Source organism: Arthrobacter citreus (assembly GCF_038405225.1).
In the GTDB taxonomy this organism is placed as follows: Bacteria; Actinomycetota; Actinomycetes; order Actinomycetales; family Micrococcaceae; genus Arthrobacter_B; species Arthrobacter_B citreus_A.
Genome location: NZ_CP151657.1, coordinates 755,828 through 779,413, shown reverse-complemented (window position 1 = coordinate 779,413; position 23,586 = coordinate 755,828). Strand labels below are relative to the sequence as shown.

The 23,586-nt window shown below is 60.1% G+C and carries 22 protein-coding genes and 2 tRNA genes; 7 read left to right on the top strand and 17 right to left on the bottom strand.

What is annotated here, in order from left to right; translation table 11 throughout:
• Positions 1 to 181 precede the first annotated feature (181 nt).
• Entirely contained in the window at positions 182 to 418 is a 237-nt protein-coding gene (locus AAE021_RS03615; protein WP_342024289.1) for a hypothetical protein, read from the top strand.
• A gap of 426 nt (positions 419 to 844) precedes the next feature.
• On the opposite strand, the gene AAE021_RS03610 is transcribed toward AAE021_RS03615, so the two are convergent.
• Complete coding sequence (locus tag AAE021_RS03610) at positions 845 to 1,861, bottom strand: LCP family protein (RefSeq protein WP_342024288.1); 1,017 nt, start codon at positions 1,859 to 1,861, stop codon at positions 845 to 847.
• A gap of 95 nt (positions 1,862 to 1,956) precedes the next feature.
• On the opposite strand from AAE021_RS03610, the gene AAE021_RS03605 reads away from it, so the two are divergent.
• Entirely contained in the window at positions 1,957 to 2,433 is a 477-nt protein-coding gene (locus AAE021_RS03605; protein WP_342024287.1) for a DUF3515 domain-containing protein, read from the top strand.
• Positions 2,434 to 2,466: 33 nt separating this feature from the next.
• Here AAE021_RS03605 and AAE021_RS03600 read toward each other — a convergent pair whose 3' ends face one another.
• The 6 genes from AAE021_RS03600 to leuC form a co-directional block, all read right to left on the bottom strand.
• Complete coding sequence (locus tag AAE021_RS03600) at positions 2,467 to 3,576, bottom strand: D-alanine--D-alanine ligase family protein (protein ID WP_342025296.1); 1,110 nt, start codon at positions 3,574 to 3,576, stop codon at positions 2,467 to 2,469.
• Positions 3,577 to 3,665: 89 nt separating this feature from the next.
• Positions 3,666 to 4,709 (bottom strand): NAD(P)H-dependent glycerol-3-phosphate dehydrogenase, encoded by a 1,044-nt coding sequence (locus tag AAE021_RS03595; protein ID WP_342024286.1) that lies wholly within the window; start codon positions 4,707 to 4,709, stop codon positions 3,666 to 3,668.
• On the bottom strand, positions 4,706 to 5,518 hold the full coding sequence (locus AAE021_RS03590) for a lysophospholipid acyltransferase family protein (protein WP_342024285.1): 813 nt from the start codon (positions 5,516 to 5,518) through the stop codon (positions 4,706 to 4,708). The genes AAE021_RS03595 and AAE021_RS03590 overlap by 4 nt, the downstream gene beginning before the upstream one ends.
• Before the next feature lie 8 nt (positions 5,519 to 5,526).
• Positions 5,527 to 6,864 carry a UDP-N-acetylglucosamine 1-carboxyvinyltransferase gene (gene murA, locus AAE021_RS03585; protein ID WP_342024284.1) on the bottom strand — a complete coding sequence of 446 codons (1,338 nt, stop codon included), beginning with the start codon at positions 6,862 to 6,864 and terminating at the stop codon, positions 5,527 to 5,529.
• Positions 6,865 to 7,152: 288 nt separating this feature from the next.
• Complete coding sequence (gene leuD / locus AAE021_RS03580) at positions 7,153 to 7,752, bottom strand: 3-isopropylmalate dehydratase small subunit (protein WP_342024283.1); 600 nt, start codon at positions 7,750 to 7,752, stop codon at positions 7,153 to 7,155.
• Between the two features lie 9 nt (positions 7,753 to 7,761).
• Entirely contained in the window at positions 7,762 to 9,255 is a 1,494-nt protein-coding gene (gene leuC, locus AAE021_RS03575; protein WP_342024282.1) for a 3-isopropylmalate dehydratase large subunit, read from the bottom strand.
• A 141-nt stretch (positions 9,256 to 9,396) separates the two neighbouring features.
• Here leuC and AAE021_RS03570 point away from each other — a divergent pair, with 141 nt between their 5' ends.
• The 3 genes from AAE021_RS03570 (at position 9,397) to AAE021_RS03560 (ending at position 11,541) form a co-directional block, all read left to right on the top strand.
• Entirely contained in the window at positions 9,397 to 10,128 is a 732-nt protein-coding gene (locus AAE021_RS03570; RefSeq protein WP_342024281.1) for an IclR family transcriptional regulator, read from the top strand.
• Positions 10,129 to 10,182: 54 nt separating this feature from the next.
• A complete protein-coding gene (locus AAE021_RS03565) occupies positions 10,183 to 10,605 on the top strand; it encodes a potassium channel family protein (RefSeq protein WP_342024280.1) in 423 nt (140 codons plus the stop codon).
• A gap of 75 nt (positions 10,606 to 10,680) precedes the next feature.
• Entirely contained in the window at positions 10,681 to 11,541 is an 861-nt protein-coding gene (locus AAE021_RS03560) for an ATP-grasp fold amidoligase family protein (RefSeq protein WP_342024279.1), read from the top strand.
• On the opposite strand, the gene thiL is transcribed toward AAE021_RS03560, so the two are convergent.
• Positions 11,538 to 12,539 (bottom strand): thiamine-phosphate kinase, encoded by a 1,002-nt coding sequence (thiL, locus tag AAE021_RS03555; RefSeq protein ID WP_425362442.1) that lies wholly within the window; start codon positions 12,537 to 12,539, stop codon positions 11,538 to 11,540. The genes AAE021_RS03560 and thiL overlap by 4 nt on opposite strands.
• Positions 12,540 to 12,690: 151 nt before the next feature.
• Entirely contained in the window at positions 12,691 to 13,632 is a 942-nt protein-coding gene (locus AAE021_RS03550) for a hypothetical protein (RefSeq protein WP_342024277.1), read from the bottom strand.
• 901 nt (positions 13,633 to 14,533) lie between these two features.
• On the opposite strand from AAE021_RS03550, the gene AAE021_RS03545 reads away from it, so the two are divergent.
• The gene (locus tag AAE021_RS03545) at positions 14,534 to 15,352 is read left to right on the top strand and encodes an ATP-grasp fold amidoligase family protein (RefSeq protein WP_342024276.1); all 819 of its coding nucleotides are present in this window, start codon (positions 14,534 to 14,536) and stop codon (positions 15,350 to 15,352) included.
• A gap of 109 nt (positions 15,353 to 15,461) precedes the next feature.
• On the opposite strand, the gene AAE021_RS03540 is transcribed toward AAE021_RS03545, so the two are convergent.
• From AAE021_RS03540 to AAE021_RS03505, 8 genes are all read right to left on the bottom strand, one after another.
• The gene (locus tag AAE021_RS03540) at positions 15,462 to 16,391 is read right to left on the bottom strand and encodes a glycosyltransferase (RefSeq protein WP_342024275.1); all 930 of its coding nucleotides are present in this window, start codon (positions 16,389 to 16,391) and stop codon (positions 15,462 to 15,464) included.
• 45 nt (positions 16,392 to 16,436) lie between these two features.
• The gene (locus tag AAE021_RS03535) at positions 16,437 to 18,326 is read right to left on the bottom strand and encodes a hypothetical protein (RefSeq protein ID WP_342024274.1); all 1,890 of its coding nucleotides are present in this window, start codon (positions 18,324 to 18,326) and stop codon (positions 16,437 to 16,439) included.
• Between the two features lie 215 nt (positions 18,327 to 18,541).
• Positions 18,542 to 18,614 (bottom strand) — tRNA-Glu (locus tag AAE021_RS03530).
• A gap of 127 nt (positions 18,615 to 18,741) precedes the next feature.
• Positions 18,742 to 18,813 (bottom strand) — tRNA-Gln (locus AAE021_RS03525).
• A 120-nt stretch (positions 18,814 to 18,933) separates the two neighbouring features.
• Positions 18,934 to 19,671 (bottom strand): HAD family hydrolase, encoded by a 738-nt coding sequence (locus AAE021_RS03520; RefSeq protein ID WP_342024273.1) that lies wholly within the window; start codon positions 19,669 to 19,671, stop codon positions 18,934 to 18,936.
• A gap of 23 nt (positions 19,672 to 19,694) precedes the next feature.
• Positions 19,695 to 21,209 (bottom strand): glutamate--tRNA ligase, encoded by a 1,515-nt coding sequence (gltX, locus tag AAE021_RS03515; protein ID WP_342024272.1) that lies wholly within the window; start codon positions 21,207 to 21,209, stop codon positions 19,695 to 19,697.
• Positions 21,210 to 21,250: 41 nt separating this feature from the next.
• On the bottom strand, positions 21,251 to 21,865 hold the full coding sequence (locus tag AAE021_RS03510; RefSeq protein WP_342024271.1) for a hypothetical protein: 615 nt from the start codon (positions 21,863 to 21,865) through the stop codon (positions 21,251 to 21,253).
• Positions 21,866 to 21,867: 2 nt separating this feature from the next.
• Positions 21,868 to 22,641: a fumarylacetoacetate hydrolase family protein gene (locus AAE021_RS03505; RefSeq protein WP_342024270.1), complete on the bottom strand. Its 774-nt coding sequence runs from the start codon at positions 22,639 to 22,641 to the stop codon at positions 21,868 to 21,870.
• A 218-nt stretch (positions 22,642 to 22,859) separates the two neighbouring features.
• On the opposite strand from AAE021_RS03505, the gene AAE021_RS03500 reads away from it, so the two are divergent.
• Positions 22,860 to 23,540 (top strand): DUF6270 domain-containing protein, encoded by a 681-nt coding sequence (locus AAE021_RS03500; protein WP_342024269.1) that lies wholly within the window; start codon positions 22,860 to 22,862, stop codon positions 23,538 to 23,540.
• Positions 23,541 to 23,586 lie beyond the last annotated feature (46 nt).

Below are 23,586 nucleotides of genomic sequence, written 5' to 3'. Positions count from 1 at the left end.
GTTTTCCCCCCCAAGAATTCGGCGCATACCTACGCCGAGACAAAATTACCTGCCAAGTCTACTCTCGAATTCCTACAACTTGGTCGTAATGTCGGCTGGGGGACGGCGCAGCTTCCGGTAGTAGAGGGCTCCAAGTCCCAGCAGCAGAATTATCACCCCACCGCGAATCACCCAATCAGGCGTGGAAAAGCCCTCGTTTGCTGCGGCTTGTTCGGCGGCAACCGGTGTTCTGCTCGGGCTGGGAGTTGCGGTGGGGGTCGCCGAGGCGCTGGCCGTTGCCGTGGGTGTTGCGGATGGAGTGGCCGACGGCGTCGCCGTTGCCTCAGGGGTCGGAGACGGCGACGGCGAGCTGGGCTCTTCATCTGCCGCCAGCGTAGTCACCAACCCTGTCGTCGGGTCCCACCGAAAGTCCGTGTAGAGCATGCTTCCACCGTCTATGAGATACCCACTTCCGCTCTCGATCAGCCAGCCAGTGCCAGGGTGGATCAGGAAACCCGTGCCGGGATCAATGGTGTAACCGGTGGCCGGGTCAATCGCGGGGGCGGGCGCCGCGGGTGCGGGCGCGGGTGCGGGTGCAGGCTCCGGGGCTGGCGCGGGCTCTGGGGCTGGCGCGGGCTCCGGAGCTGGAGCCGGAGCCGGAGCGGGTTCAGGAGCGGGTGCAGGAGCGGGCTCCGGGACGGGAACTGGGACAGGATCCGACGGAACGGGAGCGGGAGGGGCAGGGGTTTCGGTTCCTGGAGGCGGCGTCTCCACCGCAAATATCGGGCCGGCAGCCACAGATGTGAGGAGAGCTGCGGCCACGGCAGCGGTTCCCGTCCGGCGCACAAGTGCCCGAATATCCACGTTATAGTCCCCCATTGTTAGCAGCCAGGTACTCAGCCATGGCATCGTTGTCGAGCGCCTCAGCGATGTCCGCGATGGCTGTTTCGTCCTTGACCACAATAGACTGTCCGTCGCTTGACGTTCCCGTGCCCAGTGTCGGGAGCGTAAACATCATCAGGTTGTTCCCCCGCAGGCTGCGCAGGGAGAAGGCCAGCTTGCCCGCCGCAACCGCATTCAGGTCCTCGTCCACGCTGAGGTAGGGAGAAATCTCGGAGACGGCTTTGCTGACCTTCACCGGATTCAGGAGCGTTTCCTTGGACAGCACCTCGGAGATCAATCCGCTCAGGAAGATCTGCTGGTTGCGCACCCGCTGGTAGTCGCCGTCGGCAAAGGCATAGCGTTCGCGGACAAAGTTCAGCGCGGAGTCGCCGTCCAGCGACACCACACCAGCCGGGAAATGGTCGTCGGCGATGCTGGAGGAGAAGGCCGCCGGGTTGTTCACCTCCACTCCGCCGAGTGCATCGGTTAGTCCGCTGAATCCTTCAAAGTCCACAATCGCCACATGGTCGATCGGGGCGTCAAGCATGGTCTGGACGGCGCCCACGGCCAGCGGTACTCCCCCCTGGGCCATGGCTGAGTTGATCTTGCCTTCCCCATAGCCGGGAATCTCGGTCCAGGTGTCCCGCATGATCGACATGACGTAGGCGGTGCTTCGGTCGCCGGGGACGTGCAGCAGCATCATGGTGTCTGAGCGGGAGGCCTCGGAGCCGGGGTCGCGGCTGTCGGTGCCAATCAGCAGAATGTTCTGCGAATTGCCCGCTGCCGGGTCCTTGGCGGGGCTGTCCGCCGGAAGCGCGTTCTCGATGGTGGTGGTGCCGCTGTCGAAACTGTGGGCAAGGCTCCACAGATAGCCGCCGGCCACCAGGACTGCGGTGAGCAGGAGCACCAGCAGGACCAGCATGGCGGTGCGGACCGGATGCCGGCGACGCCGGGGCGGCCGTGCCCCCGGTTGCTCGTATCCGTCGATGTACTGCGTCAAAATACTCCCTTGAAGTAGCCGAGTTATGAGCTTAGCGGCCCCTGCCGTTTTCTCCGATTCAAACCGAACTGCTTTCCACCGATAACCTTGAGGGCATGTTGCTATCCCGCGCTGCCCTTCCGGCAGCGGTTCTCACCCTTGCAGTGGGCCTGACCGCCTGCACTCCCATAGCCGACGTCGAACCCGCCCCGGATGCCGCCAACCCTGACTGTGCCACCGTGATGGTGTCCCTGCCGTCCGAGCTGGCCGGCGAGCAGCAGCGTGAGACGGACAGTCAGTCCTCCTCCGCGTGGGGAGACCCGTCAAAGATCATCCTGCGCTGTGGTGTTCCCGTGCCGGGACCCACCACTGAGCAGTGTGCAACGGTGAACGGCATCGACTGGATCCTGCGGGAGGATGAGACCGCGTGGACGGCCACCACGTACGGGCGGGAACCCGCCATTGAGGTGATCTTCAGTCCGGAGGAAGTGTCCTCCTCCACACTCCTGGTGCAGTTGGAGAACGCCGTGTCGCGGATCGAGCCGACCCGCGAATGCATCAGCAGCAATGACCTGGAGCTGCCGGCGCAGTAGTGCCGGCAGCTCCCCTGCGCTGAATGCCTGCAGTTAGCGCAGGCCGGTTTTCCGCTCCCGCGCCAGGGAAATCAGTTCATCGATCAGTTCCGTGTACTGCAGGCCGGACTTGGCCCACATCTGCGGGTACATGCTCACCGGCGTGAAGCCGGGCATGGTGTTGATCTCGTTGATGATCAGTTCTCCGGCTGGCGTGTAGAAGAAGTCCACCCGGGACAAACCCTCAGCGCCCACCGCTTCAAAGGCATCGGCGGCCAGTGAACGGACCTGGTTGGAGATCTCCGTCGGCAGGTCAGCCGGGCAGCTCAGCTCGGCGGCGGCGCCGTCAACGTATTTGGCCTCGAAGTCATACCACTCATGCTCACCGTCCTGCACCGCAATTTCGCCCGGGTGGCTGGTGCGGGGATCCGCGGTGCCGCGGCCCTGAAGCACTGCCACTTCGATTTCCCGACCGGTGATGCCGGCTTCCACAATGACCTTGGGATCGTGCAGGCGGGCGGCTTCGATGGCGGCAGCCAACCCGGATGGTCCAGTCACGCGGGTGATGCCCATGGAGGAACCGCCCCGTGCCGGTTTGACGAACAGCGGGTACTCCAGCTTCCCGGCACGTTCCAGGCACTCCCCCTGGTCCTTCTGCCACTGGCGGTCGGTCAAGACCTCGTACGGCCCCACCTTCAGGCCCGCTGCCTCAAACACCACCTTCATGTAGTGCTTGTCCATGCCCACCGCCGAGGCGAGGACACCGGCACCCACGTAGCGGATATCGGCCATCTCCAGCATTCCCTGCAGGGTCCCGTCCTCACCGAAGGGTCCATGCAGAACCGGGAACACGACGTCGACGCGGCCGAGGCTGCGCGGAAGCGTGCCTTCGGAGTGCGCCACGAGATCGGAGCCGGAGCCTTCAGCGGACAGGACCACGCTCTCGATGCCGGGGGTAACCTCCGGCAGGGACTCGGAGCGCAGGGACCATGCGGCCGGATCGGCCGACACCAGGGTCCACTGTCCATTGCGGGTGATGCCCACCGGAACGACGTCGTACTTGGTGCGGTCGATGGCTTCCAGCACGCCGGCGGCGGTGACGCAGCTGACGGCGTGCTCGCTGGAACGTCCGCCAAAAAGCACGGCCACGCGCGGCCGGCGGATGTTGGTTTGGTTGCCGGCGTCACCACCGGGTACGGAAGCGGCGGCATCACCGGGGGTGGAGGCCGAGTCGGGAGTCAGCGGATCAATGGTCACGGAGTGTGCACACCTTCGGATTTCAGTTCACGGGACAGCAGCCGCGGTCCCAGCTCGTCCACAGAAATGACCCCCTGCAGAACGGCAACAACATTTTCGGTAATGGGCATATAAACGCCCAGTTGGGTGGCGCGGTCCAGCACGGCCTGGGCTGACTTGATGCCTTCGGCCGTCTGCTTCATGGAAGCGTTGACTTCCTCCAGCGTCAAGCCCTGGGCCAGCAGTCGTCCGGCGGTGTGGTTGCGGGACAACGGGGAGGAACAGGTGGCAATGAGGTCACCCATCCCGGCCAGGCCGGACATGGTTTCGGCGCTGCCGCCGAGCGCCAGCGCCAGCCGCGTGGTCTCCGCCAGACCGCGGGTCATGACGGAGGCCTTGGTGTTGTCCCCCATGCCTTTGCCTTCGCAGATTCCCACGGCGAGGGCAATGACGTTTTTGACGATTCCGCCAATTTCCGTACCCACTACGTCAGTGTTGGTATAGGGACGGAAATAGGGCGCCGTGCAAGCCCGGGCTATCCAGGCTGCGGTCTCCAGATCCGAGCATGCCACGACCGACGCCGTCGGCTGCCGGGCGGCAATTTCCATCGCCAGATTCGGTCCCGAAATGACGGCTACACGGTCTTCGGGCCAGTGCAGTTCCTCTTCGATAACCTGGCTCATCCGCGAGTCGGTGCCCACTTCCAGACCCTTCATCAGGGATACGACGACCGCGCCTTCCGGAATCAGGTCCCGCACGCTGCGCAGCTGCGCCCGCAGGGTCTGCGCCGGGACGGCCAGCACCACCAGGTCCGCACCGGCCAGCACCTGTGCGGCATCCGCTGACGCGGTGAGGTTTTCCGGCAGGACGGTGTCCTTCAGGTACTGGCTGTTGCGGTGGCTTTCGTTGATTTCCGCGGCGACCTCGGGACGCCGGGACCACACGCGGACGTCGGTGCCTCGTGAGGCGCCGGCGTCGGCCACGATCTTCGCGAAGACGGTTCCCCAGCTGCCTGCCCCCAGGACTGCAACTACTTGCGGGTGCGTTTTTTGCGAGGTCATTTTTTGTCGGTCCCGTCCTGCTTCAATTCTCGGCTCTGTTTCAATTCTCTGCCTGGGTTCTTTTCCAGCCCCGTGTCAAAGTTCCGGCCGATGGCCGTTTGTCCCTTGACCGCCGGGTCCCAGCGCACCGTCGGCGGCTTTTCGTTCCGCAGCTCGGCAACCAGGACGGTCAGGCTGTCCATAATGCGTTCGGTGGCCGTGTCCAGCACCGACTTCGTCATGGGCTGGCCTCGAAGGTCCGACAGGTCCACCGGCTTGCCCACGCGCAGCTGAACTGTTTTCCGCGGAACAAGGTGAAGGCGCTTGCTGTAGCGCGGCAGGACAGCTTCGGCGCCCCAGTGTGCAATCGGCACCACGGGGGCTCCGGTCTGCAGGGCAAGCCGGGCCGCTCCGGTGCGTCCCCGCATGGGCCACAGGTCAGGGTCGCGGGTGAGCGTGCCCTCCGGATAAACAATCAGGGCCCCACCGGCGTCGATCACGGTCCGAGCGCCTTTCAGCGACGCGGAGGCTCCGGCCGTGATCCGTTCCACCGGCACCTGGTTGGTGGCGCGGAGGGCCGGGCCCAGCACCGGCACCTTAAAGAGGGATGCCTTGGCGAGGTAGCGGGGCATGATCTTCTGGTTGTAGAAGAAATGCCCCACCACCACCGGGTCGATCTCCGTCACATGGTTTGGGCAGGCAATGAATCCGGTGTCCCGGGGAAGGTTCTCCAGCCCGTCCCACTGCTTGCGCAGCAGGATGTTCATTACCGGCCGCAGTGTGTTCGCCAGCATGGCGAACGCCACCCGTGACTTGATCGACTCAGGCATCGCGGCCGTTACCTCGTTCCGGCAGGAACGGCGGTGACGTCAAAATCGGCGCCGAGGCCCTCGAGCTTTTCGAGGAAATGCTCATAACCGCGGTTGATCAGTTCAATTCCCGTCACCCGTGAGGTTCCTTCGGCGGCCAGGGCCGCAATCAGGTGGCTGAAGCCGCCGCGCAGGTCCGGGATGTCAATCTCGGCACCCTTCAGATGCGCCGGTCCGGAGATGACCGCCGAATGCAGGAAGTTCCGCTGGCCGAACCGGCACGGCACGCTGCCGAGGCATTCGCGGTGCACCTGGATGTTCGCACCCATGCGGATGAGCGCATCGGTGAAACCAAACCGGTTCTCGTACACGGTTTCGTGCACAATGGACACGCCCTGGGCCTGGGTGAGGGCAACCACCAGGGGCTGCTGCCAGTCGGTCATGAATCCGGGGTGAACATCGGTTTCCAGCACCAGCGGGTTCAGCGCGCCGCCAGGGTGGTAGAAACGGATGCCGCCGTCGTCGACGTCGAACGCTCCGCCGATCTTCCGGTACGTGTTCAGGAAGGCCGTGAGGTCCTGCTGGGAGGCGCCTTCAACATAAATGTCGCCCTTGGTGACCAGCGCAGCGGAGGCCCAGGATGCGGCCTCGTTGCGGTCGGGCAGGGCACGGTGGTTGTATCCGGTCAGCTCGGAGACACCCTCAATGCGGATGACCCGGTCCGTCTGGACCGTGATGATGGCGCCCATTTTCTGGAGTACGGCAATGAGATCGAGGATCTCCGGCTCCACGGCAGCGCCGCGCAGCTCCGTGATGCCCACGGCCTTGACCGCGGTCAGCAGCACCTGCTCTGTGGCGCCAACGCTCGGGTACGGCAGTTCCAGCTTGGCGCCGGTGAGGCCCTTAGGGGCGGAGATGGAGATGCCGCCGGGACGCTTTTCCACGACAGCGCCGAAGTTGCGCAGCATCTGCAGGTGGAAGTCGATCGGCCGGTCGCCGATTTTGCAGCCGCCGAGGTCCGGAATGAACGCTTCGCCAAGGCTGTGCATCAGCGGGCCGCACAGCAGGATGGGGATCCGGGAATCCCCCGCATGGGCGTCAATATCCTTGGACGCCGCGGTCTTGGCGTTCTGGGGATCCATGGTCAGGTCACCGGTTACCGGATCCTTGGTGACTTCAACGCCGTGCAGCTTCAACAGCGATGTGACAACCTCAACGTCCTTGATTTCAGGGACATTGCGGAGCAGTGACGGGCTATTGCCCAGCAGTGCCGCGACCATGGCTTTGGGAACGAGGTTCTTCGCTCCGCGGACGGGGACTTTTCCTGTCAGAGGAACTCCACCACGGATGGTTAGAACGCTACCCATGAACACCTAATTTCTTTTTCTATAATGCCCCAACAGCAAAGAGAGACTGCACTCAAGCATAGGAGCAAGCGTCCGCATACTGAAATATTGGTGCCCCTCCACGGGGCCCCGGCGGCGTGTCCGGAACACGTTCGGCGCCTGCATCCTGCCCCGTCCGCGCCGGTTGCTCCACCGCGTCAGGGGCGCCAAAACGCCGATGGGCCCCCAGAGGGGGCCCATCAATGATACTGAGTGCGGCTCAGGGACGCGAAACCGGCCGGAATCAACAGCCGAGTGCGGGATTTCTGTCTAGGTGCGCGCTGGAAGCGTAGTTGGCTTGAAGGAGGGACGCAGGGATTCAAACTGAGTGATTTCCGACTCGTGCCGCAGCGTGAGCGAAATATCATCCAATCCCTCGAGCAGCCGCCACCGCGTGTATTCGTCAATGGTGAAAGGCGCCGTGACAGTTCCACAAATGACCGTGCGTGATTCCAGGTCCACGGTGACCTCGGTGCCCGGAGCGTTTTCGAGCACTTTCCAGATCAGCTCAATGTCATCCTGGGCGACCTGCGCGGCGACAAGCCCTTGCTTGCCGGAATTGCCCCGGAAAATGTCGGCAAAACGGGAGGAGAGAACGGCACGGAAGCCGTAGTCCTTCAGCGCCCACACTGCGTGCTCCCGGGAGGAGCCCGTGCCGAAGTCCGGGCCGGCCACCAGCACGGATCCGGCGTTATAGGGTTCCTGATTCAGGATGAAGTTCTCGTCCTTGCGCCAGCCGGCAAAGAGGGCATCCTCGAATCCGGTGCGGGTGATCCGCTTGAGGTACACGGCGGGGATGATCTGGTCGGTGTCCACATTGCTCTGGCGCAGCGGAACGCCGATGCCGGTGTGCGTGGTGATCTTTTCCATGGCGGGCTCCTAAACGGCGGGCTTGGCTGATGCGGCGGCGGATTCCACGGCGGATGCTGCGGGCACACCGGATACGCTGTCCAGCGGCTCAAGGTCCGAGGGCGAACTCAGGGTTCCGCGGACCGCGGTGGCCGCGGCAATCACGGGCGATACAAGGTGCGTGCGCCCGCCCTTGCCCTGGCGCCCCTCGAAGTTCCGGTTGGAGGTGGACGCGCAGCGCTCCCCCGGTGACAGCTGGTCCGGGTTCATGCCCAGGCACATGGAGCAGCCGGCGAAGCGCCACTCCGCACCGAAGTCCTTGAACACCTGATCCAACCCTTCGGCTTCGGCCTCCAGCCGGACACGGGCCGATCCCGGCACGACCATCATCCGGATGTCCGGATCCTTCTCCCGGCCGCGGATGATGTCCGCGGCGATGCGCAGGTCCTCGATCCGGCTATTGGTGCACGAGCCCAGGAACACGGTGTCCACACGGATGTCCTTCATGGGCGTACCCGCGGCCAGATCCATGTAGGTCAGCGCACGCTCCGCGGCGGCCTGGGCGTTTTCATCTTCGAAGGATTCCGGGAACGGCACGGAGTCGGACAGCGAAACACCCTGGCCCGGGTTGGTTCCCCAGGTGACAAAGGGCTCCAGCTCATTGGCATCGAGGAACACCTCGGCGTCGAACACGGCGTCGTCGTCCGTTACCAGTGACTTCCAGTGCTCGACGGCGGCGTCCCAGTCAGCGCCCTGCGGCGCGTGGGGCTTGTCCTTGAGGTAGGCGAACGTGGTCTCATCCGGAGCCACCATCCCGGCACGGGCACCTGCCTCGATGGACATGTTGCAGATGGTCATCCGCGCTTCCATGGACAGGGAGCGGATGGCGGAACCGCGGTACTCCAGGACGTAGCCCTGCCCGCCGCCGGTGCCGATCTTGGCAATCACGGCCAGGATGATGTCCTTTGACGTCACGCCGGGGCGCAGGGTTCCCTCCACGGTGATGGCCATGGTCCGGAACGGCTTCAGCGACAGCGTCTGCGTGGCCATGACGTGCTCCACCTCGGAGGTGCCGATGCCCATGGCCAGGGCGCCGAACGCACCGTGGGTGGAGGTGTGCGAGTCGCCGCAGACCACCGTCAGGCCCGGCTGGGTCAGCCCCAGCTGCGGGCCGACCACGTGCACGATGCCCTGCTCGGCGTCGCCGAGCGGATGCAGGCGGACACCGAACTCCGCGCAGTTGGCGCGCAGGGTTTCAATCTGAGTGCGGCTGACCGGATCGGCAATGGGCTTGTGGATCTCGAGTGTTGGGGTGTTGTGGTCTTCGGTGGCGATGGTCAGGTCCGGACGGCGCAGCTTCCGGCCCGCCAGGCGAAGCCCTTCGAAGGCCTGGGGAGACGTCACCTCATGAACAAGGTGCAGGTCGATGTAGAGAAGGTCCGGTGCGCCGTCTTCACCCTTGACCACTACGTGCTCGTCCCACACTTTCTCCGCAAGCGTCCTGCTTGCTGCGTGCTCACCCATGCCCGATGCTCCTTGTGAAGTGTCTTTCACGGCCGAAAAACGCGGCCGCGCAAAGTCGATGGTTTAAGAGAACCAGCCCCGGCGGCGGCGGCGCCAGTTTTTCAATTTGCATCTCAAATAATGAGACGGCAGTATCAGCACATGGACATAACTGGAAACCCGGCCAGCGGCGTCGGAGTCATCGACAAGGCGGCGCTGGTGCTTGACGCACTGGAAGCCGGGCCAACCACCCTTGCACAGCTGGTGACCGCAACCGGGCTGGCCCGCCCCACCGTGCACCGCCTCGCCGTCGCGCTGGCGCACCACCGGCTGGTGGGCCGGGATATCCAGGGCCGTTTCGTTCTGGGCGGACGATTGGTGGAACTGGCGTCCGCTGCCGGCGAGGACCGGCTGATCGCCGCGGCCGGACCGGTGCTGCTGGCCCTGCGCGACGCCACCGGCGAAAGCTCGCAGGTGTTCCGCCGGCAGGGGGAATGGCGGGTGTGCGTTGCCTCCGCGGAACGCCCCATCGGCCTGCGGGACACCATTCCCGTGGGAACCCAGCTGTCCATGAAGGCCGGCTCCGCCGCTCAGTGCCTGCTGGCCTGGGAGGATCACGACCGGCTGTTTGAGGGCCTGCACAACGCCCGCTTCACCCCCACCGTCCTGGCCGGCGTGCGGCGGCGCGGGTGGGCGCAGAGCCTGGGCGAACGCGAGCCCGGCGTAGCCTCCGTTTCCGCCCCGGTGCGCGGCCCCTCCGGCCGGGTGATTGCCGCGGTTTCGATCTCCGGGCCGATTGAGCGGCTGACCCGCCAGCCCGGCCGCATCCATGCAGAAGTTGTCACCCGTGCGGCCGCCCAGTTGACCGAGGTCCTGCGGAAGAGCGCCGACTAGCCCTATTCTGGGACCCTCTGACCCAAGGGAATGGGGCCAAGCCGAGGGGTAACCATGAAAAGGCTGCGCTTGCTGTGGAATATCATCCGCGCCACTGGTGCGGAGCGGGTCTTCACCGGGTTCCTCATGGTCTATGCCGGCGCGGCCTTGCTGCTGCCGCGCTTTGAGTCGGAGATGGAGAACTTCGGTGATGCCCTGTGGTTCCTCTTCGTTTCCTTCACCACCATAGGCTTCGGCGACATTGTTCCCCTCACCATGCCGGGCAGGCTGATAACGGTCTTCGTTTCGCTGTACGGGGTCCTGGTGGTGGCGCTGGGAACCGGTGTGATTGTCGGCTATTACACGGAGATTCTCCGTGCCCGGGCGAACACAAGCCTGGATGAACTCCTCGAGGAGCTGGAGCAGTTGCCGGATTTGTCGCGGGAGGAGCTTTTTGCCCTCGCGCAGCGGATCCGCCGGAGGCATATGCTGCGCTAGGTGAAATTGGTGCGTGCGATAGTCTGTTTTGGGCCAAGCGCATCCGTACGGCCATGAAGAAAGGTCCACGAATAGATGGCGTCTCCCGCGACGAAAACAGGCAAACCCACGCCGTCCTTCCACTATGAAGTGACCATGCAAAGCCGCCGTGCCTTTATCGAGCCCGGTGCGACAGCGTGGATATTGGACAACAAACTTACGGCCTACCGGTTCGCCTCGGATCTTGGCCTGGACGTGCCCATTACCCGACTGGTCTCGGTTTCCCACACCGATCTCGAACTCTCCCGGGGAACAGTGGTGAAACCGCTAGCCGGAATTATGTCCAAAGGCGTTTATATCCTTGGACAGGAGACGATTACCGACCTGCCGCGAAACCGTTCCTTGCCTGACATCGAAGCGCTCCGCGAGAGCATCGCGCACGATCTTTCATCGGGCGATGTGGCGGACGATGCTTGGATCGAAGAACGGTTGGTCTTCAGCGATCACGACCCCTCGCTGCCAGCCCGAGACATAAAGTTCTACTGCTTCTACGGCGTGGTCGGCCTGGTCTTGGAGACCGTGAGGTCACCTGAAGTCCGACGCTGCTGGTACGGATCAGACGGACAAGTGGTTCGAACAGGGAAATACACAGATCGCTTGTTTGCTGGGAACGGCATTCCCGACGGTTACATCGAGCTGGCTAAGAAAATCAGCCTCAGCGTTCCCGCTCCGTTCCTGCGCATCGATTTCCTAGCCTCTCCTGATGGCCCCGTCCTCAACGAGTTCACGCCGAAGCCAGGTGGAGCGTCACAGTTCGATGCCCGCACCGACAAACGACTGGGCAGCCTCATGGTTTCGGCTGCCGGACGCCTTCACACTGACCTCGTGAATGGACAGGCATATCCAGAGTTTTCTACCGCTCGTCTTTCGCTAAGGCCCGCCCATGCACCGGCTTAGCCTGCGAAGTGGTCCCAGCCCTCGATCCGGGGAGCTTCTCCCCCGTAGGTGACGCCCGCGCCCACGTGCACGGTTCCCAACCACTGGAAGCCCTCCGGCAACAGGGTGCCTGCCGGGAAAGTGGCAAGCAATCCATGGTCCTCGCCGCCGCCAAGCACCCAGGCCAAAGGATCCGCACCAACCCGTGCTGCTTCGCGCTCCAGGCAGCCAGCCCGGGGAGCAAGCACTGCAGGGTCGAGATCGATGCCCACCGCCGAGGCGTGCGCAATACGCCCGGCGTCCCGCACCAGGCCGTCGGAAATGTCCAGCATGGCGGTGGCGCCGGCTGCCGCTGCCCGGGGGCCTTGCTGCAGCGGCGGACGCGGGCGGCACTGGGCCGCGACGAGGGCCAGAAGAGTCTCGTCCATTTCTGCGTAGCTCAGGTTGCTGTCCAGGACGGCGAGGCCGCCGGCAGCTAGACCAAGTGACCCCGCGTGGGCAAGCTGATCACCGGGACGGGCACCAGAGCGGAGCACGGGGTCCCGCCCCTGCAGGTCTCCGGTGACCGCCGCTGTCACCACGATCTCCCGGCCGCGGCCGAGATCGCCGCCGACGACGGAACACCGGTCGGTGCCACCGGCCAGCTCACAGATGGCAGCTGCGAGTCCGTCAGCGAGGTCTTCCACCCAAGCCACGGCAGTGCTGCCGGGCAGGGTCAGGCTCACCACCAGCGATGTGGCGACACCGCCCATGGCGTTGATGTCGGAGAGGTTCTGGGCGGCACATTTCCAGCCGACGTCGAATCCGCTGGTGCGGTACCCCGACGGCCATGTCAGCCGGAAGTCGGCATCCTGGACCAGAGTATCGATCGAGATGGCGGTGCGTCCGTCCGGCGACGAAATGAGCGCCGCGTCATCTCCGGGACCCAGCAGTGCATGTGACTTGCCCAACCGAGGAAAAATCAGGGCAAGTAAGGATTTTTCGTCCAGGTCCGCTACTGCGGGCACATTACTGGGCACAGGTCTTCCTTTAGGTCAAAAAGTTGAAACCACTACAGATCACCGCCAGAACTTATCATGATTCGTCCTGGGCCGATCTCTGAAACGATTTTCTTGGCGGCATCTTTCGCTACCCTGATTGACTCGGCGCCAAACCATTCGTAGCGCGAGCCTAGGACAGAGAATCGGTCGGAGGTAATTTGCTAATCAAGCTAAGAGCCTCTTTCATCGCTGCACTAAAGTGTTCAGGGCCTGGCGGCGTGTGCTGGGTTGTATGTTCATAGAAAAAGGTGTCCACGCGTTCTATATTTCCACCCGATTCCGCGGCAGATATAAATGGCAGGTAATGCTGCTCATGATGGAACTCCAGTGTGTTCGTCGCATAGAGCACATGATTGGCTGTCGGTTTGGAGTAGCGTCTGAGGGCGGAAACGCGATCGTCAAGCTTCGTGGTCCAATCCATCTCGGGGCCAACCGCCGGAGCATCAATATGAGGCCAGACAACGTTGCGGTAGTTTTTCTGAGCCCCCCATGCATGCCCGTTTGCAAGGTATCCATAAATGCTCGTCTGGGGGTTGAACGCCAGAGCAAGGGAACCAGGCACAAGGGCCGAGACCTGAAGAGCAACAAATCCGCCCCCGGACGCACCCGTGAAAAGAATACGACTAGCGCCGATCGCTTTCGCGGCCTTCATCACCCACTCGACGGCTGAACGCTGTGCGTCAAATCCGTCCCACCCGGTAAACCAAGCAAGTTGAAAGTAATTCTTATGGTTCAGCCATAGAGCCGGGTCAGTGAAATACATAGACGAAACTTCATAGTCCAAAAAGGAACGAAGCCGCTCAAATCGAGGGAGCGTGTTCTTTTCTCGGTCTGTGGCACCATGGAAGCTCACAACTAGAACGTCTGCACGCTTATTCACGAGCAGTGCGTCAAGGTGAGTTCCGTTCTCTAAACTGTGACGATACTTGGCCGCACCCAGCACCGGATCAGGATCGAAACTATCCAACGTCTCAACCGCAAACAGTGGCACATTCACGCCAGAGTCTTGCAGGGCTTGAACATCCGGCGAAACCTCTTTGCCACTCGAGCTCATCAGAACACTCTCTTCCATAACCAAAACTTCGAACTATAAACGGACAAACGGAAATCTTGCATAACCCGCTGACATGAGTTTAATTGTGCCTAAATTAGGCCACATTGGTAAATTTACTCGTTACTATTTATGGCATGGCTACGAGCCATACTAATCCACTATAAGTGCTTAGGCTCTGCGCGAAGTCGGAACACCAATATGCTCTGTCCATAGACGCGCAGTTATCCGAGGGCACGAAGAACAAACGGCATGACAATTCCAGGCAGTGCAAGATGACTGAGGTTGCGTCACTCCCACGAGCAGGGGACAAACCTTCCGCATGGGAGGTCCGATCGCCGCGTTCATCCAAGCCAAAGTATTGCGCAAGCAGCAAAAAATAGGGTATGGAAAGCAGGTCTATCGTCAATATGTCTTACGAGCGGCAGGCCGGAACATGCCTTGCGTTGGCACATTGTATCTCCCACCACCTAACCTCAGCCGGAAATAGAATGTCCTTTCAGAAACTTTCCTTAGATCGCCACAATATAAACGCGGATAGGAGACCTTGAACTAACTCTCATATATTCTGTAGGTAATAGTAACACTAGCACCAAAGAATGGCACATATGCGACAAACTAAAAGGCTAGTCTTTCGATGTATTCTACTCATAAGGATACACAGTGCGAGCCGCTGTCTAACACGATGGGTCTTCAGCAGTGAACAGTTCGCCGTCGAAATTTCGCGATAGTCGACATTTTGTGAACAAACCGGGGGCCGACTACCATGACTGACACAAGGCCTGGCTTTGTCGCAGTAAAAAAACGGAGTTGGCAGTCCATGCCCACCCATGTGAGACTCCTGCTGCACGCAAGGAATGAGAGGGTCTCGGATTATAGGAAGTGGTCTCTCCTAATAGCAGCGATGGATTAGAGTATTCCCATGGATTATTTTGAACACATGCAGTTACGCCTTCAGGGCAAAGAGAGCCACGTACCGGCACGTATCGGCGATAAAAAACTCATACGTCAGTTTTGTGACCTGATCGGAGTCCGCACCCCGGCGGTACATTTCAGGGGATTACAACGGGACCTTAGAACATTTGACTTTCCATCTGAATTTGTGCTCAAGCCAGCGTTTGCGTCCACATCGATCGGCGTTATGTTACTCGCACGCGACGAAGGGGCAACATTCAAAAACTTGATAAATGGAGACATCATCCATCTTGACACCATTTTGGAGACGTGCAAAGACATAGCGTCTCGCTACTACGATGACCCAGGTGTGGGCGACTTCATCGTGGAGGAACTACTGAGGGATGAAAACGGTTCTACGCCGCCCCAAGATATCCGGTTCTATGCGTTCCAAGGCGAGATCGGGATGATTCTGAAAGAGGATCATCTTAGCGGGTCGGCAGCACAGGCGATGTACTTCGACGGAGAGTTTCTTCCCTTTCCGGACGTGAAGCATAGGTACTCTGTTGCTGAAAAAGCAAAACAGCTTGAAGCGATTGTAGAAGCAAAGACGCCCACAAACTGGAAGCAACTTCTTGAAGTAGCTAAACGGGTTTCTACAGCTGTCCCGACGGCATTCTGCAGGGTGGACTTATACGATACGCCCACAGGGGTTGTCCTCGGCGAAGTCACATTTTTTCCAGGCACCTTTTACTACCGTGACCGGAAGATCATGAGTCAGAGCGAAGCCGAGAGGCTCGGCAGAATGTGGGATGAGGCTGCGGACAGGCTCAGCGGATCGCTGTAGGGAATCTCAGCTCCGGCCTTCCTCACTTCAATGCCGCTGAGACCAGCATGAAACGGCCGCGATGAGTAGCTGGCGTGAATACGCTGAGCCAGCTACTCATCATCGGCTCCTAGACTGAGACTGTATGACTCAAATGCAGTATGCCTTCCGCCATCCCAGTCAAAGAGCCAACTGGAACGTAGCGAACATGTTGAATTGTATGTTCTTTAAGGGGTCCTACATCGTAGGCCACTACCGGAACATCACACTTTCCTGCCTCAGCAACACCGTATCCGAAGGTTTCAGAAAGCGACGTACTACAGAAGACTCCACCCTGCGACGCCACCATCCTGTGAATAGAGCCCATGTCTTTCTGCGCCACATTCAAATAAACGTCTAAACGATCCTCTACACCATAATATGCGGCAGCGCCTAGGACCTGAGCCATCCTAGTGGGATCGGTCTCAAGGCTTACTACCATTAGCCCGTAATAGGCCTCCGGCAAAAGGGACAGAACCCGTAAAAAGTCGACATAGTTTTTCTGGGAATTTTCAAATCTACCAATCCAGAGAACAGGAATATGATTTTCGCGCTTCGCTGTTGGTGCTATCTCACCGGCCGGACGGAATGTGAGCTCATCCACGATATTATGCTCAGTAATAACCTGGACGTGCTGCCTCCGAGGCAGGCGCTGCCGGACAAGTTCACTTGCCCAATCACTTGGCGTACGCACAACATCTATAGAGCCAAAATCTAGCTTCCGAATTTCAGCATCTATGATACTCGGAATAGGAGAATGGAACTCGTAGCAGACCTCTATCTGCCCATCCCACTTAATCGCTGCTGGAAGATCTGGAATACTAGTAATACTGATTTCACTATATGTAAAGTTTTTCAAAAGATAATTTACATAGTTGAAAAGGCGTTCCCTTGCTACTATGCGGACGGAACAATTCGGAATCGATTCGTATGCTCCTAATCCGCCCCTGTCATTGAGAAAAATAAAATCAAAATGGACATCTGGCCTGGATAGCGCCCTCGCTCTATAGACGCTGGTCATGCCGCCTAGAGAACAATTAACATATATGCACAATATTCGTTTCATTTATGATTCCCCCTCCAGAAGCTCAAGCATTTGGCGTGCTCGATCTGACCATTTTGTATCACGAATATACTCGTCATACTCTGAGAGCTCTTCATCAGTGATTTCTCTTGTTACCGCATCCTCGATGCCTGCTACGGCACCCTGCACATTCTCATATACCCAGGTGCCAGGAATATCCTGTACGGAGCCCATGGGGGCCGACACCGTTCTGAGTCCCATCGCAACATATTCATAAATCTTGTTCGGATCAACACCATAGGTGAGTGGAGAAATTTTGAAAGGAATAAGACCCGCCCTCCATCGCTCGGCATACTGAATGCACTCCCGATGCGGCATAGCTCCAAGATATGTCACGTTTATGGGTAGCTGGAGTCCCTTAGGGAAACCGTGACCGATTATCTCAAAGTCAATGGAAGGTAATGCTCTGGCCGCTTGGATAAGGAGATCCCAGTCAAACCATGAAGGCGTTAGGTGGCCGATGTAGCCTACAGTGCGAGACTTCATTCGTGCTTCGATGGATTTCGGATGCCGCAGGTATGACGTTTGAAACACAAGTTCGTCCGGAGCTGCATTTGGAATCAAATGGACGTCCGAGCGACCGCTGATAGTCTCCACTTTCTCCTTCAATCGAGGGCTTACAGCTACGATTTTATCAGCGCGCTTCGCAACTCTGGCCTCCAAGAGTGGATTAAACCATTTTGAGTATCCCACTCTATGAAACTCTTCCATATCATCCCGAACCTCATATACAACTGTCCACGAGTTGTCTCGCATTCGATCCATTGAGGCTGCAACATTTAGATCGGAGAAGGACGAACAGATAAACTTGTTGTTTTTACCCTGGCGCCGCATCGCTAGATCCATGAATGTTCGAAAATGTTGGCGCTCAGCCTGTAGTATTCGCTCATGTGGCCGCACCGGCTCATCCTCCGCAAGGGAGCCGAAGGGGAAAAATAAGACCCAGTTGCCAGCGTCAGCATACTCGAGTGCGAGCCTGTTTGACCGTAAGAGGAGACTTCCGCTTCCGATAGCTCGTGCAGTGGTATAGATAACAATAAGACTAGCTTCCAAGGGGACAGATTCTAGAAAATCGGACATAGCCCCTTGTACGTCGCTCACTCCGCTGCCATAACTGATAGCCGGCGGTTCCAACAGTTCAATGGAATCGCCAGACCAATGCCGACCACGGAGCCTCAGCTGTGCACAGTCAACTGGAATGCGTATGGAAGCGGTTTTAGAAGACGCTGTCTCTTCACCCTCAGGGCTTTCCAAGTAGATGAACGGCCCTTCCGTTGGGTTGACAGGAAGGTCTCCAGCTGGCAATAACACTTCGCCATTTGCGTCCAGGAGCTCGACGAGAATCAGCGCTTTGGATGACTTCGCCGAATTCACCGCACGGAAAGAACTGCTGACAACCACCGTGTCGGAGAGCTTGTCCACATCGTAGGTTCCAACGAAGTCCGCTGCGTCCATTGGGATGAATTGACCGCCGTCCTGGTCAAATACGGAATCCTGATTGCTCCCGGGCTGGCTGACTCTAGGTGGCGTCTGCAAATGAGTATGCACACCTGTCTTCCATATATGGCCTTTGAGCTCACACCTTACCGCTCCGTTAGGAACCAATAATTCTGCCCGGGTGATCGCTGTACCGTCTGCCCCACTGGTAGTTAGGTAGAAATAGGGCCCAAGCTGCGCGCTGTTCGAATACCGTCCTGATGGCTTGATTTCGGCTTCGTTCTTGTCATAGAACGCGTATGAAATTAATCCAGCCTTTTCAACCCCTGGTTTGTCAGACCATGACTGAATTGATAGGACAAGGGAGCGGCTCCCGACTGCAATTGGGACGCTTTTCCCAAATTCATCCAAGGTCTGGCCTTGAGTTTCCCCCATATTGCACCACTTCCTATACATTGATATTGGATTCGGTGACGAGCAGAACGTCTGGTGTTAAGCACGGAATCCAATAGCAGGTTTCAGTTTTGCTCATCCCAATTTTACTATAGGAAGTTCGCCCGGCTTTTCATGGCCTTCACCTGTGTTGCTGTATTTTTATTGTTGGATATGCAAAAAGGTCCTCGGAGTTAACTCCGAGGACCTTTTGGTTGTGACCCCAGCGGGATTCGAACCCGCGTTACCGCCGTGAGAGGGCAGCGTACTAGGCCGCTATACGATGGGGCCATGTACAAGCATTCTGCCCGTGAAGGCAACTTGCTTCCTTTTTGCTCAATCTCGAATTGAACTCAGTAAGCCTTTCACACTTACTGCTGATCTTCAAATCGATAATTCTTTATCGATCTGAGAACCGCTGGGATACCAGGACTCGAACCTAGAATGTCGGTACCAGAAACCGATGTGTTGCCAATTACACCATATCCCACTGCGCTTTTCGGGCCGTTTCGGAGAAGTAATTCCCCGCTGCAACCCCTCAGCACGAGATATAACTATACACCGGTTCCGGAGGAAGTACAAAACGCTTCCGGAGGTGCCGTCTCCGCCATCAGCGGGCGGTGAGCCGCCCCACCTCGATAAGGGTCCGCACCACAGAGATTCCATCCACCGCAGGGGCCCCGTCGTCCGTCAGTGCAGCCATCGGATTGCCGGAGCGGTCCAGCCATACGCCCTGGAGGCCAGCCGCGGCCGCCCCCAGGGCGTCAACGGACAGGTTGTCCCCGACGTACAAGGTGCCGGCCGCGTCAGTTCCCAGCAGCCGCACGCCTTCGTGGAAGATGGCGGGATCCGGCTTTGTAGCTCCCACAGTGTCGATGCCCACGAGGACCTTGATCCGTTCCAGGCCTGCGGCGTCGAGCTTGGCACGCTGGTAGTCATGGACATTGTTGCTCACTGCGCCGTAGGGGATGCCTCTGGCGTCCAGCTCGTCCAGCAGCGGCGCCACGTCGTCGAACGCCCGGAAGTGCAGCGGCAGCGTCGCCTCGTAAGTGGTGTTCCAGGCCTGCGCGGTGTCATCGTCGAGCAGCGGCTGGCCCGTGCCGAGCCGGGCATGCTGCACGCGGCGGACCCGCTGGTCCGCGAAGGACAGCTCTCCGGCCAGATACCGGTCGTAGTACCCTTCCGGGTCAGCGGTAAAAAGTGCCGTGAATACGGTCCACTCGTCCGCCGTGAAGTGCGCGAGATCGTGCCCGCCAAGGGCCCGCAGCGTGGTGCCCATGGCAGCATGCAGGTCCACGAGCGTCTCGTCAATGTCGAAAAGTACCCCGTGGACCTGCATTGGCTGCATTGTTTCCTGTTCCTTGGCCTGCGTCAGCCCGCGTTGCGGAAAGCGCGGATACGGGCCAGCGAGGAGTCCTTGCCCAGGATGACCATGGATTCGAACAGCGGCGGCGAAATGCGGCGCCCGGATACGGCGGTGCGGACCGGGCCGAAGGCCTTGCGTGGCTTGATGTCCAGTTCCTCCACCAGGGCCGTGCGCAGCGCTTCCTGAATGTTCTCGGCCGTCCAATCCGTGACCGGTTCCAGCGCAGCAATGGCAGCGTCCAGCACCTCCGTGAGGTTCTCGGGGAGTCCTTTGCGGGCGTCGTCGGCCACGTCAATGGCGTCGTCGGCCTTGAAAAGGAAGCTGAGCATCTCCGGAGCTTCACCCAGCAGGGTGATGCGCTCTTGGACCAGCGGTGCGGCCTCGGTGAGGACTTCCTCCTCGCGTGCGGTCAGGGTCTCCCCCACCAATCCGGCCTGCTGCAGGTACGGGACCAGGCGGTTGCGGAAGTCATCTGCGTCCAGCATCCGCACGTGGGTGCCGTTGATGGCTTCGGCCTTCTTCAGGTCAAAGCGGGCCGGGTTGGCCAACACGTCGTGGATGTCGAACTTCTCCACGAGCTGGTCAACGGTGAAGATGTCCTCGTCCGCGGACAGGGACCAGCCCAGGAGCGAGAGGTAGTTCAGCAGTCCCTCGGGGATGAACCCGCGTTCGCGGTGCAGGAAGAGACTGGACTCCGGATCACGCTTGGACAGCTTCTTGTTGCCGCCGCCCATGACGTAGGGCAGGTGTCCGAACAGCGGCATGTACTGAGCGACTCCGACGTCGATCAGTGCTCGGTACAGCGCGATCTGGCGGGGTGTGGAGGAGAGCAGGTCTTCGCCGCGGAGCACGTGGGTGATGCCCATGAGCGCGTCATCGACCGGGTTCACGAGCGTGTAGAGCGGGGCGCCGTTGGCTCGGACGACGACGAAGTCCGGAACCGTCCCGGCCTTGAACGTGATTTCCCCGCGGACCAGGTCGTTGAACGTGATGTCCTCGTCGGGCATGCGCACGCGCAGCACGGGCTGCCGGCCTTCGGCTTTGAAGGCTTCGATCTGCTCGGGCGTCAGGTCCCGGTCGTAGTTGTCGTAGCCCAACTTGATGTCGCGGCCGGCGGCACGGTGGCGGGCCTCGATCTCTTCGGGCGTCGAGTACGACTCATACAGGTGGCCGGCATCCTTGAGCTTGCCGATGACGTCTTGGTAGATATCGCCGCGCTGGGACTGGCGGTACGGCTCATGCGGGCCGCCCACGTTGACGCCTTCATCCCAGGTGATGCCCAGCCAGTCGAGCGCGTCGAGGAGCTGCAGGAAGCTCTCTTCGCTGTCACGCGCGGTGTCGGTGTCCTCGATGCGGAACACCATGGTGCCGCCGGTGTGCTTGGCATAGGCCCAGTTGAACAGGGCGGTCCGGATCAAACCCACGTGCGGGGTACCTGTGGGGGAAGGACAGAAACGCACGCGCACGGGTGTGCTGTCATCGACGGTGGGCAGTTCGGCAAGTGAAGGCAGGTTAGTCATGATGCTTTCAGTTTAGTCTCTTGATCAGCCGGCCCCGACGTTTAGAGGCTGTACTGCAGCAGCCAGAGAAAGACACCCCCTCCGGCCAGCACCCCCACAGCGGCTGCGGCAGCGGTTTTGCCCCTGGTTTGGCGTTCCCTGATCAGAACTCCGATACACAAACCGGCGAGGGCTGCGGCCAGAACCGTACCCACGACGCCCGGAAACAACAGGTAGAGAAGGACCGGAAGCAGGACCGCTGCCGCTGCATAGGTGACCTCCGCCCAGTCGAGCCGGACCGCTCTGGAGACTACAACGGTGAGGGCATAGGCGGTAATCATTCCGAAGACGACGGCGGCCAAAGCCCTGGGTCCGTCGGTCCAGCGGATAATGCGAAGCACCAGAAATGCCGCGCCGAACACCCCAAGGATCACCGGTGAGGCGCCGAGCCGGTCAATGCCGCGCCGCAGGTCTCCGCGCTTATCCAGAACCGTCACCAGCACCCACGGAAACAGGGCGATCAGCACGGCTGCTCCCACCCCCCACACCAGGGCGGTGAGGCCGTCATCGTTCAGCCAAGGGGCTGCGAACAGGGCAGCGGCCCACACAGCCCCGGGCGGCGAAAAGCGCCGGACCAGAGCGGAGCTGCGCACCGGTCCGGCGCCTGGAACGCTCATGCCTAGCTGCGGGCCGTATTCATGAGGCGGCCAATGCCCTCGATATCGACCTCATACCGCTCGCCGTCGGAGATGAGACCCACGCCCGCAGGCGTACCGGTAAGAATAACGTCGCCCGGCAGCAGCGTGAAAGCCTGGGACACATAGGACACCAGTTCCTTGACGCCCCAGATCATGTCCCCGGTGTTGCCGTCCTGGACCAGCTGGCCGTTGAGGTAGCCGCGGATGGCGAGGTCATCCGTGTCCAGCTCGGTCTCGATCCACGGACCGAGCGGGCAGGACGTGTCGAAGCCCTTGGCCCGGGCCCACTGGTTGTCGGTGCGCTGGGCGTCACGTGCAGTCAGGTCGTTGGCGCAGGTGTAGCCGAAGATGACCTCGTCCACGCGGTCCAGCGGCACGTCCTTGCAGATGCGGCCGATGACGACGGCGAGCTCAGCCTCGTAGGACACCTCGTCAGAGAAGGAGGGCAGGACGATGGGATCGTTCGGGCCAATGACAGAGGTATTGGGCTTGAGGAACATCAGCGGGGCCGGCGGCACCTCGTTGCCGAGCTCGCTGGCGTGATCAGCATAGTTGCGGCCAATGCCCACCACCTTGCTGCGGGGAATGATCGGTGCCAGGAGGCGCACATCCTCGAGCTTGTGGCGCTCCCCCGTCAGCTGGACGCCGGAGAAAAAGGGGTCACCCTTGATGACGGCTATTTCCTCATGGCCTTCGTCGCCGTCGACGACGCCGAACGCTGGGTCACTGTCTTGTACAAATCGAGCAATACGCATCCCTCAAGCGTAGTGGAGTTCAGAGTCGATGGCGATCGTGCAAACGCTGGAGAAAGTTGGCAAGGTAAAGCGACTTGGGCTATCGGATATGATCAAAGCTTGAGATAGCAGCCCGCACAGAACAGCAAACAGGCACGGGCCACATTTGGATGAAGGTAGGAAGTTTGGCCCGGATTTTTGTTTACGGTGGATGTGTTACCAGGGATGCGTTCGAGCATATGAAAGATGAGCATGGCCTGGTTCAATACGTGGCGCGACAGTCACTTATCAGTGCGGCGTCAGCACCACTCATCAATATAAATACCGACGTTTTGACGACCAATTTCCAGCATCGGTCAGTTAAGGGCGATCTCCACTCGTCGCTGCATCCCTTGATAATCGACCAGGGTCCAACCACGGATCTCTTTCTTTTCGACATCCTCAGTGAACGCCTCGGCGTGTACCGAGTTCCAGGTAAGCGTTACATCACCAAATCGGTAGAGCTCTCCAAAACGGGCCTCACGAAGACGATCCCGGGTGGTGCCGTGACCATCAGATTTGGCACGGACGAGCACTACGCTCTGTGGAAGCTAGCTGCCGATAAGTTCATCAGAAAGCTCAAGCTGGCAGGGATCTTCGATCGCACACTACTCTTCGAGGCGCCGTGGACGGATGTAACTGACACCGGAGCACCTGTACCTCGTTACCGAAACATTGACGCTGACACTGCGAACACCCGGTATACGCGGTACTACGCATTTCTGCGAAAAAGAGGTGTGCGAACCAGCACAATTCCCAGTGAGTTGGCAGTCTCCAGCGAGAAGCACAAATGGGGACCTGCACCCTATCACTACGTGGATGAGGCTTATTTATGGATGAAACAAGAGGCGCTGAAGGTACTTGAGGAACAAGCACTGTAAGCGCCCTCAGTCAGCGCGCCGCTCCTGATCACTGCGAGAGGCATAC

Excerpts from the sequence above, each read along its gene's own strand:
- AAE021_RS03605 (WP_342024287.1), top strand. The coding sequence starts at position 1,957 with ATGTTGCTATCCCGCGCTGCCCTTCCGGCAGCGGTTCTCACCCTTGCA.
- AAE021_RS03595 (WP_342024286.1), bottom strand. The coding sequence starts at position 4,709 with ATGACCTCGCAAAAAACGCACCCGCAAGTAGTTGCAGTCCTGGGGGCA.
- AAE021_RS03590 (WP_342024285.1), bottom strand. The coding sequence starts at position 5,518 with ATGCCTGAGTCGATCAAGTCACGGGTGGCGTTCGCCATGCTGGCGAAC.
- murA (WP_342024284.1), bottom strand. The coding sequence starts at position 6,864 with ATGGGTAGCGTTCTAACCATCCGTGGTGGAGTTCCTCTGACAGGAAAA.
- leuD (WP_342024283.1), bottom strand. The coding sequence starts at position 7,752 with ATGGAAAAGATCACCACGCACACCGGCATCGGCGTTCCGCTGCGCCAG.
- leuC (WP_342024282.1), bottom strand. The coding sequence starts at position 9,255 with ATGGGTGAGCACGCAGCAAGCAGGACGCTTGCGGAGAAAGTGTGGGAC.
- AAE021_RS03570 (WP_342024281.1), top strand. The coding sequence starts at position 9,397 with ATGGACATAACTGGAAACCCGGCCAGCGGCGTCGGAGTCATCGACAAG.
- AAE021_RS03565 (WP_342024280.1), top strand. The coding sequence starts at position 10,183 with ATGAAAAGGCTGCGCTTGCTGTGGAATATCATCCGCGCCACTGGTGCG.
- AAE021_RS03560 (WP_342024279.1), top strand. The coding sequence starts at position 10,681 with ATGGCGTCTCCCGCGACGAAAACAGGCAAACCCACGCCGTCCTTCCAC.
- AAE021_RS03550 (WP_342024277.1), bottom strand. The coding sequence starts at position 13,632 with ATGGAAGAGAGTGTTCTGATGAGCTCGAGTGGCAAAGAGGTTTCGCCG.
- AAE021_RS03545 (WP_342024276.1), top strand. The coding sequence starts at position 14,534 with ATGGATTATTTTGAACACATGCAGTTACGCCTTCAGGGCAAAGAGAGC.
- AAE021_RS03540 (WP_342024275.1), bottom strand. The coding sequence starts at position 16,391 with ATGACCAGCGTCTATAGAGCGAGGGCGCTATCCAGGCCAGATGTCCAT.
- AAE021_RS03535 (WP_342024274.1), bottom strand. The coding sequence starts at position 18,326 with ATGGGGGAAACTCAAGGCCAGACCTTGGATGAATTTGGGAAAAGCGTC.
- AAE021_RS03520 (WP_342024273.1), bottom strand. The coding sequence starts at position 19,671 with ATGCAGCCAATGCAGGTCCACGGGGTACTTTTCGACATTGACGAGACG.
- gltX (WP_342024272.1), bottom strand. The coding sequence starts at position 21,209 with ATGACTAACCTGCCTTCACTTGCCGAACTGCCCACCGTCGATGACAGC.
- AAE021_RS03510 (WP_342024271.1), bottom strand. The coding sequence starts at position 21,865 with ATGAGCGTTCCAGGCGCCGGACCGGTGCGCAGCTCCGCTCTGGTCCGG.
- AAE021_RS03505 (WP_342024270.1), bottom strand. The coding sequence starts at position 22,641 with ATGCGTATTGCTCGATTTGTACAAGACAGTGACCCAGCGTTCGGCGTC.
- AAE021_RS03500 (WP_342024269.1), top strand. The coding sequence starts at position 22,860 with ATGAAAGATGAGCATGGCCTGGTTCAATACGTGGCGCGACAGTCACTT.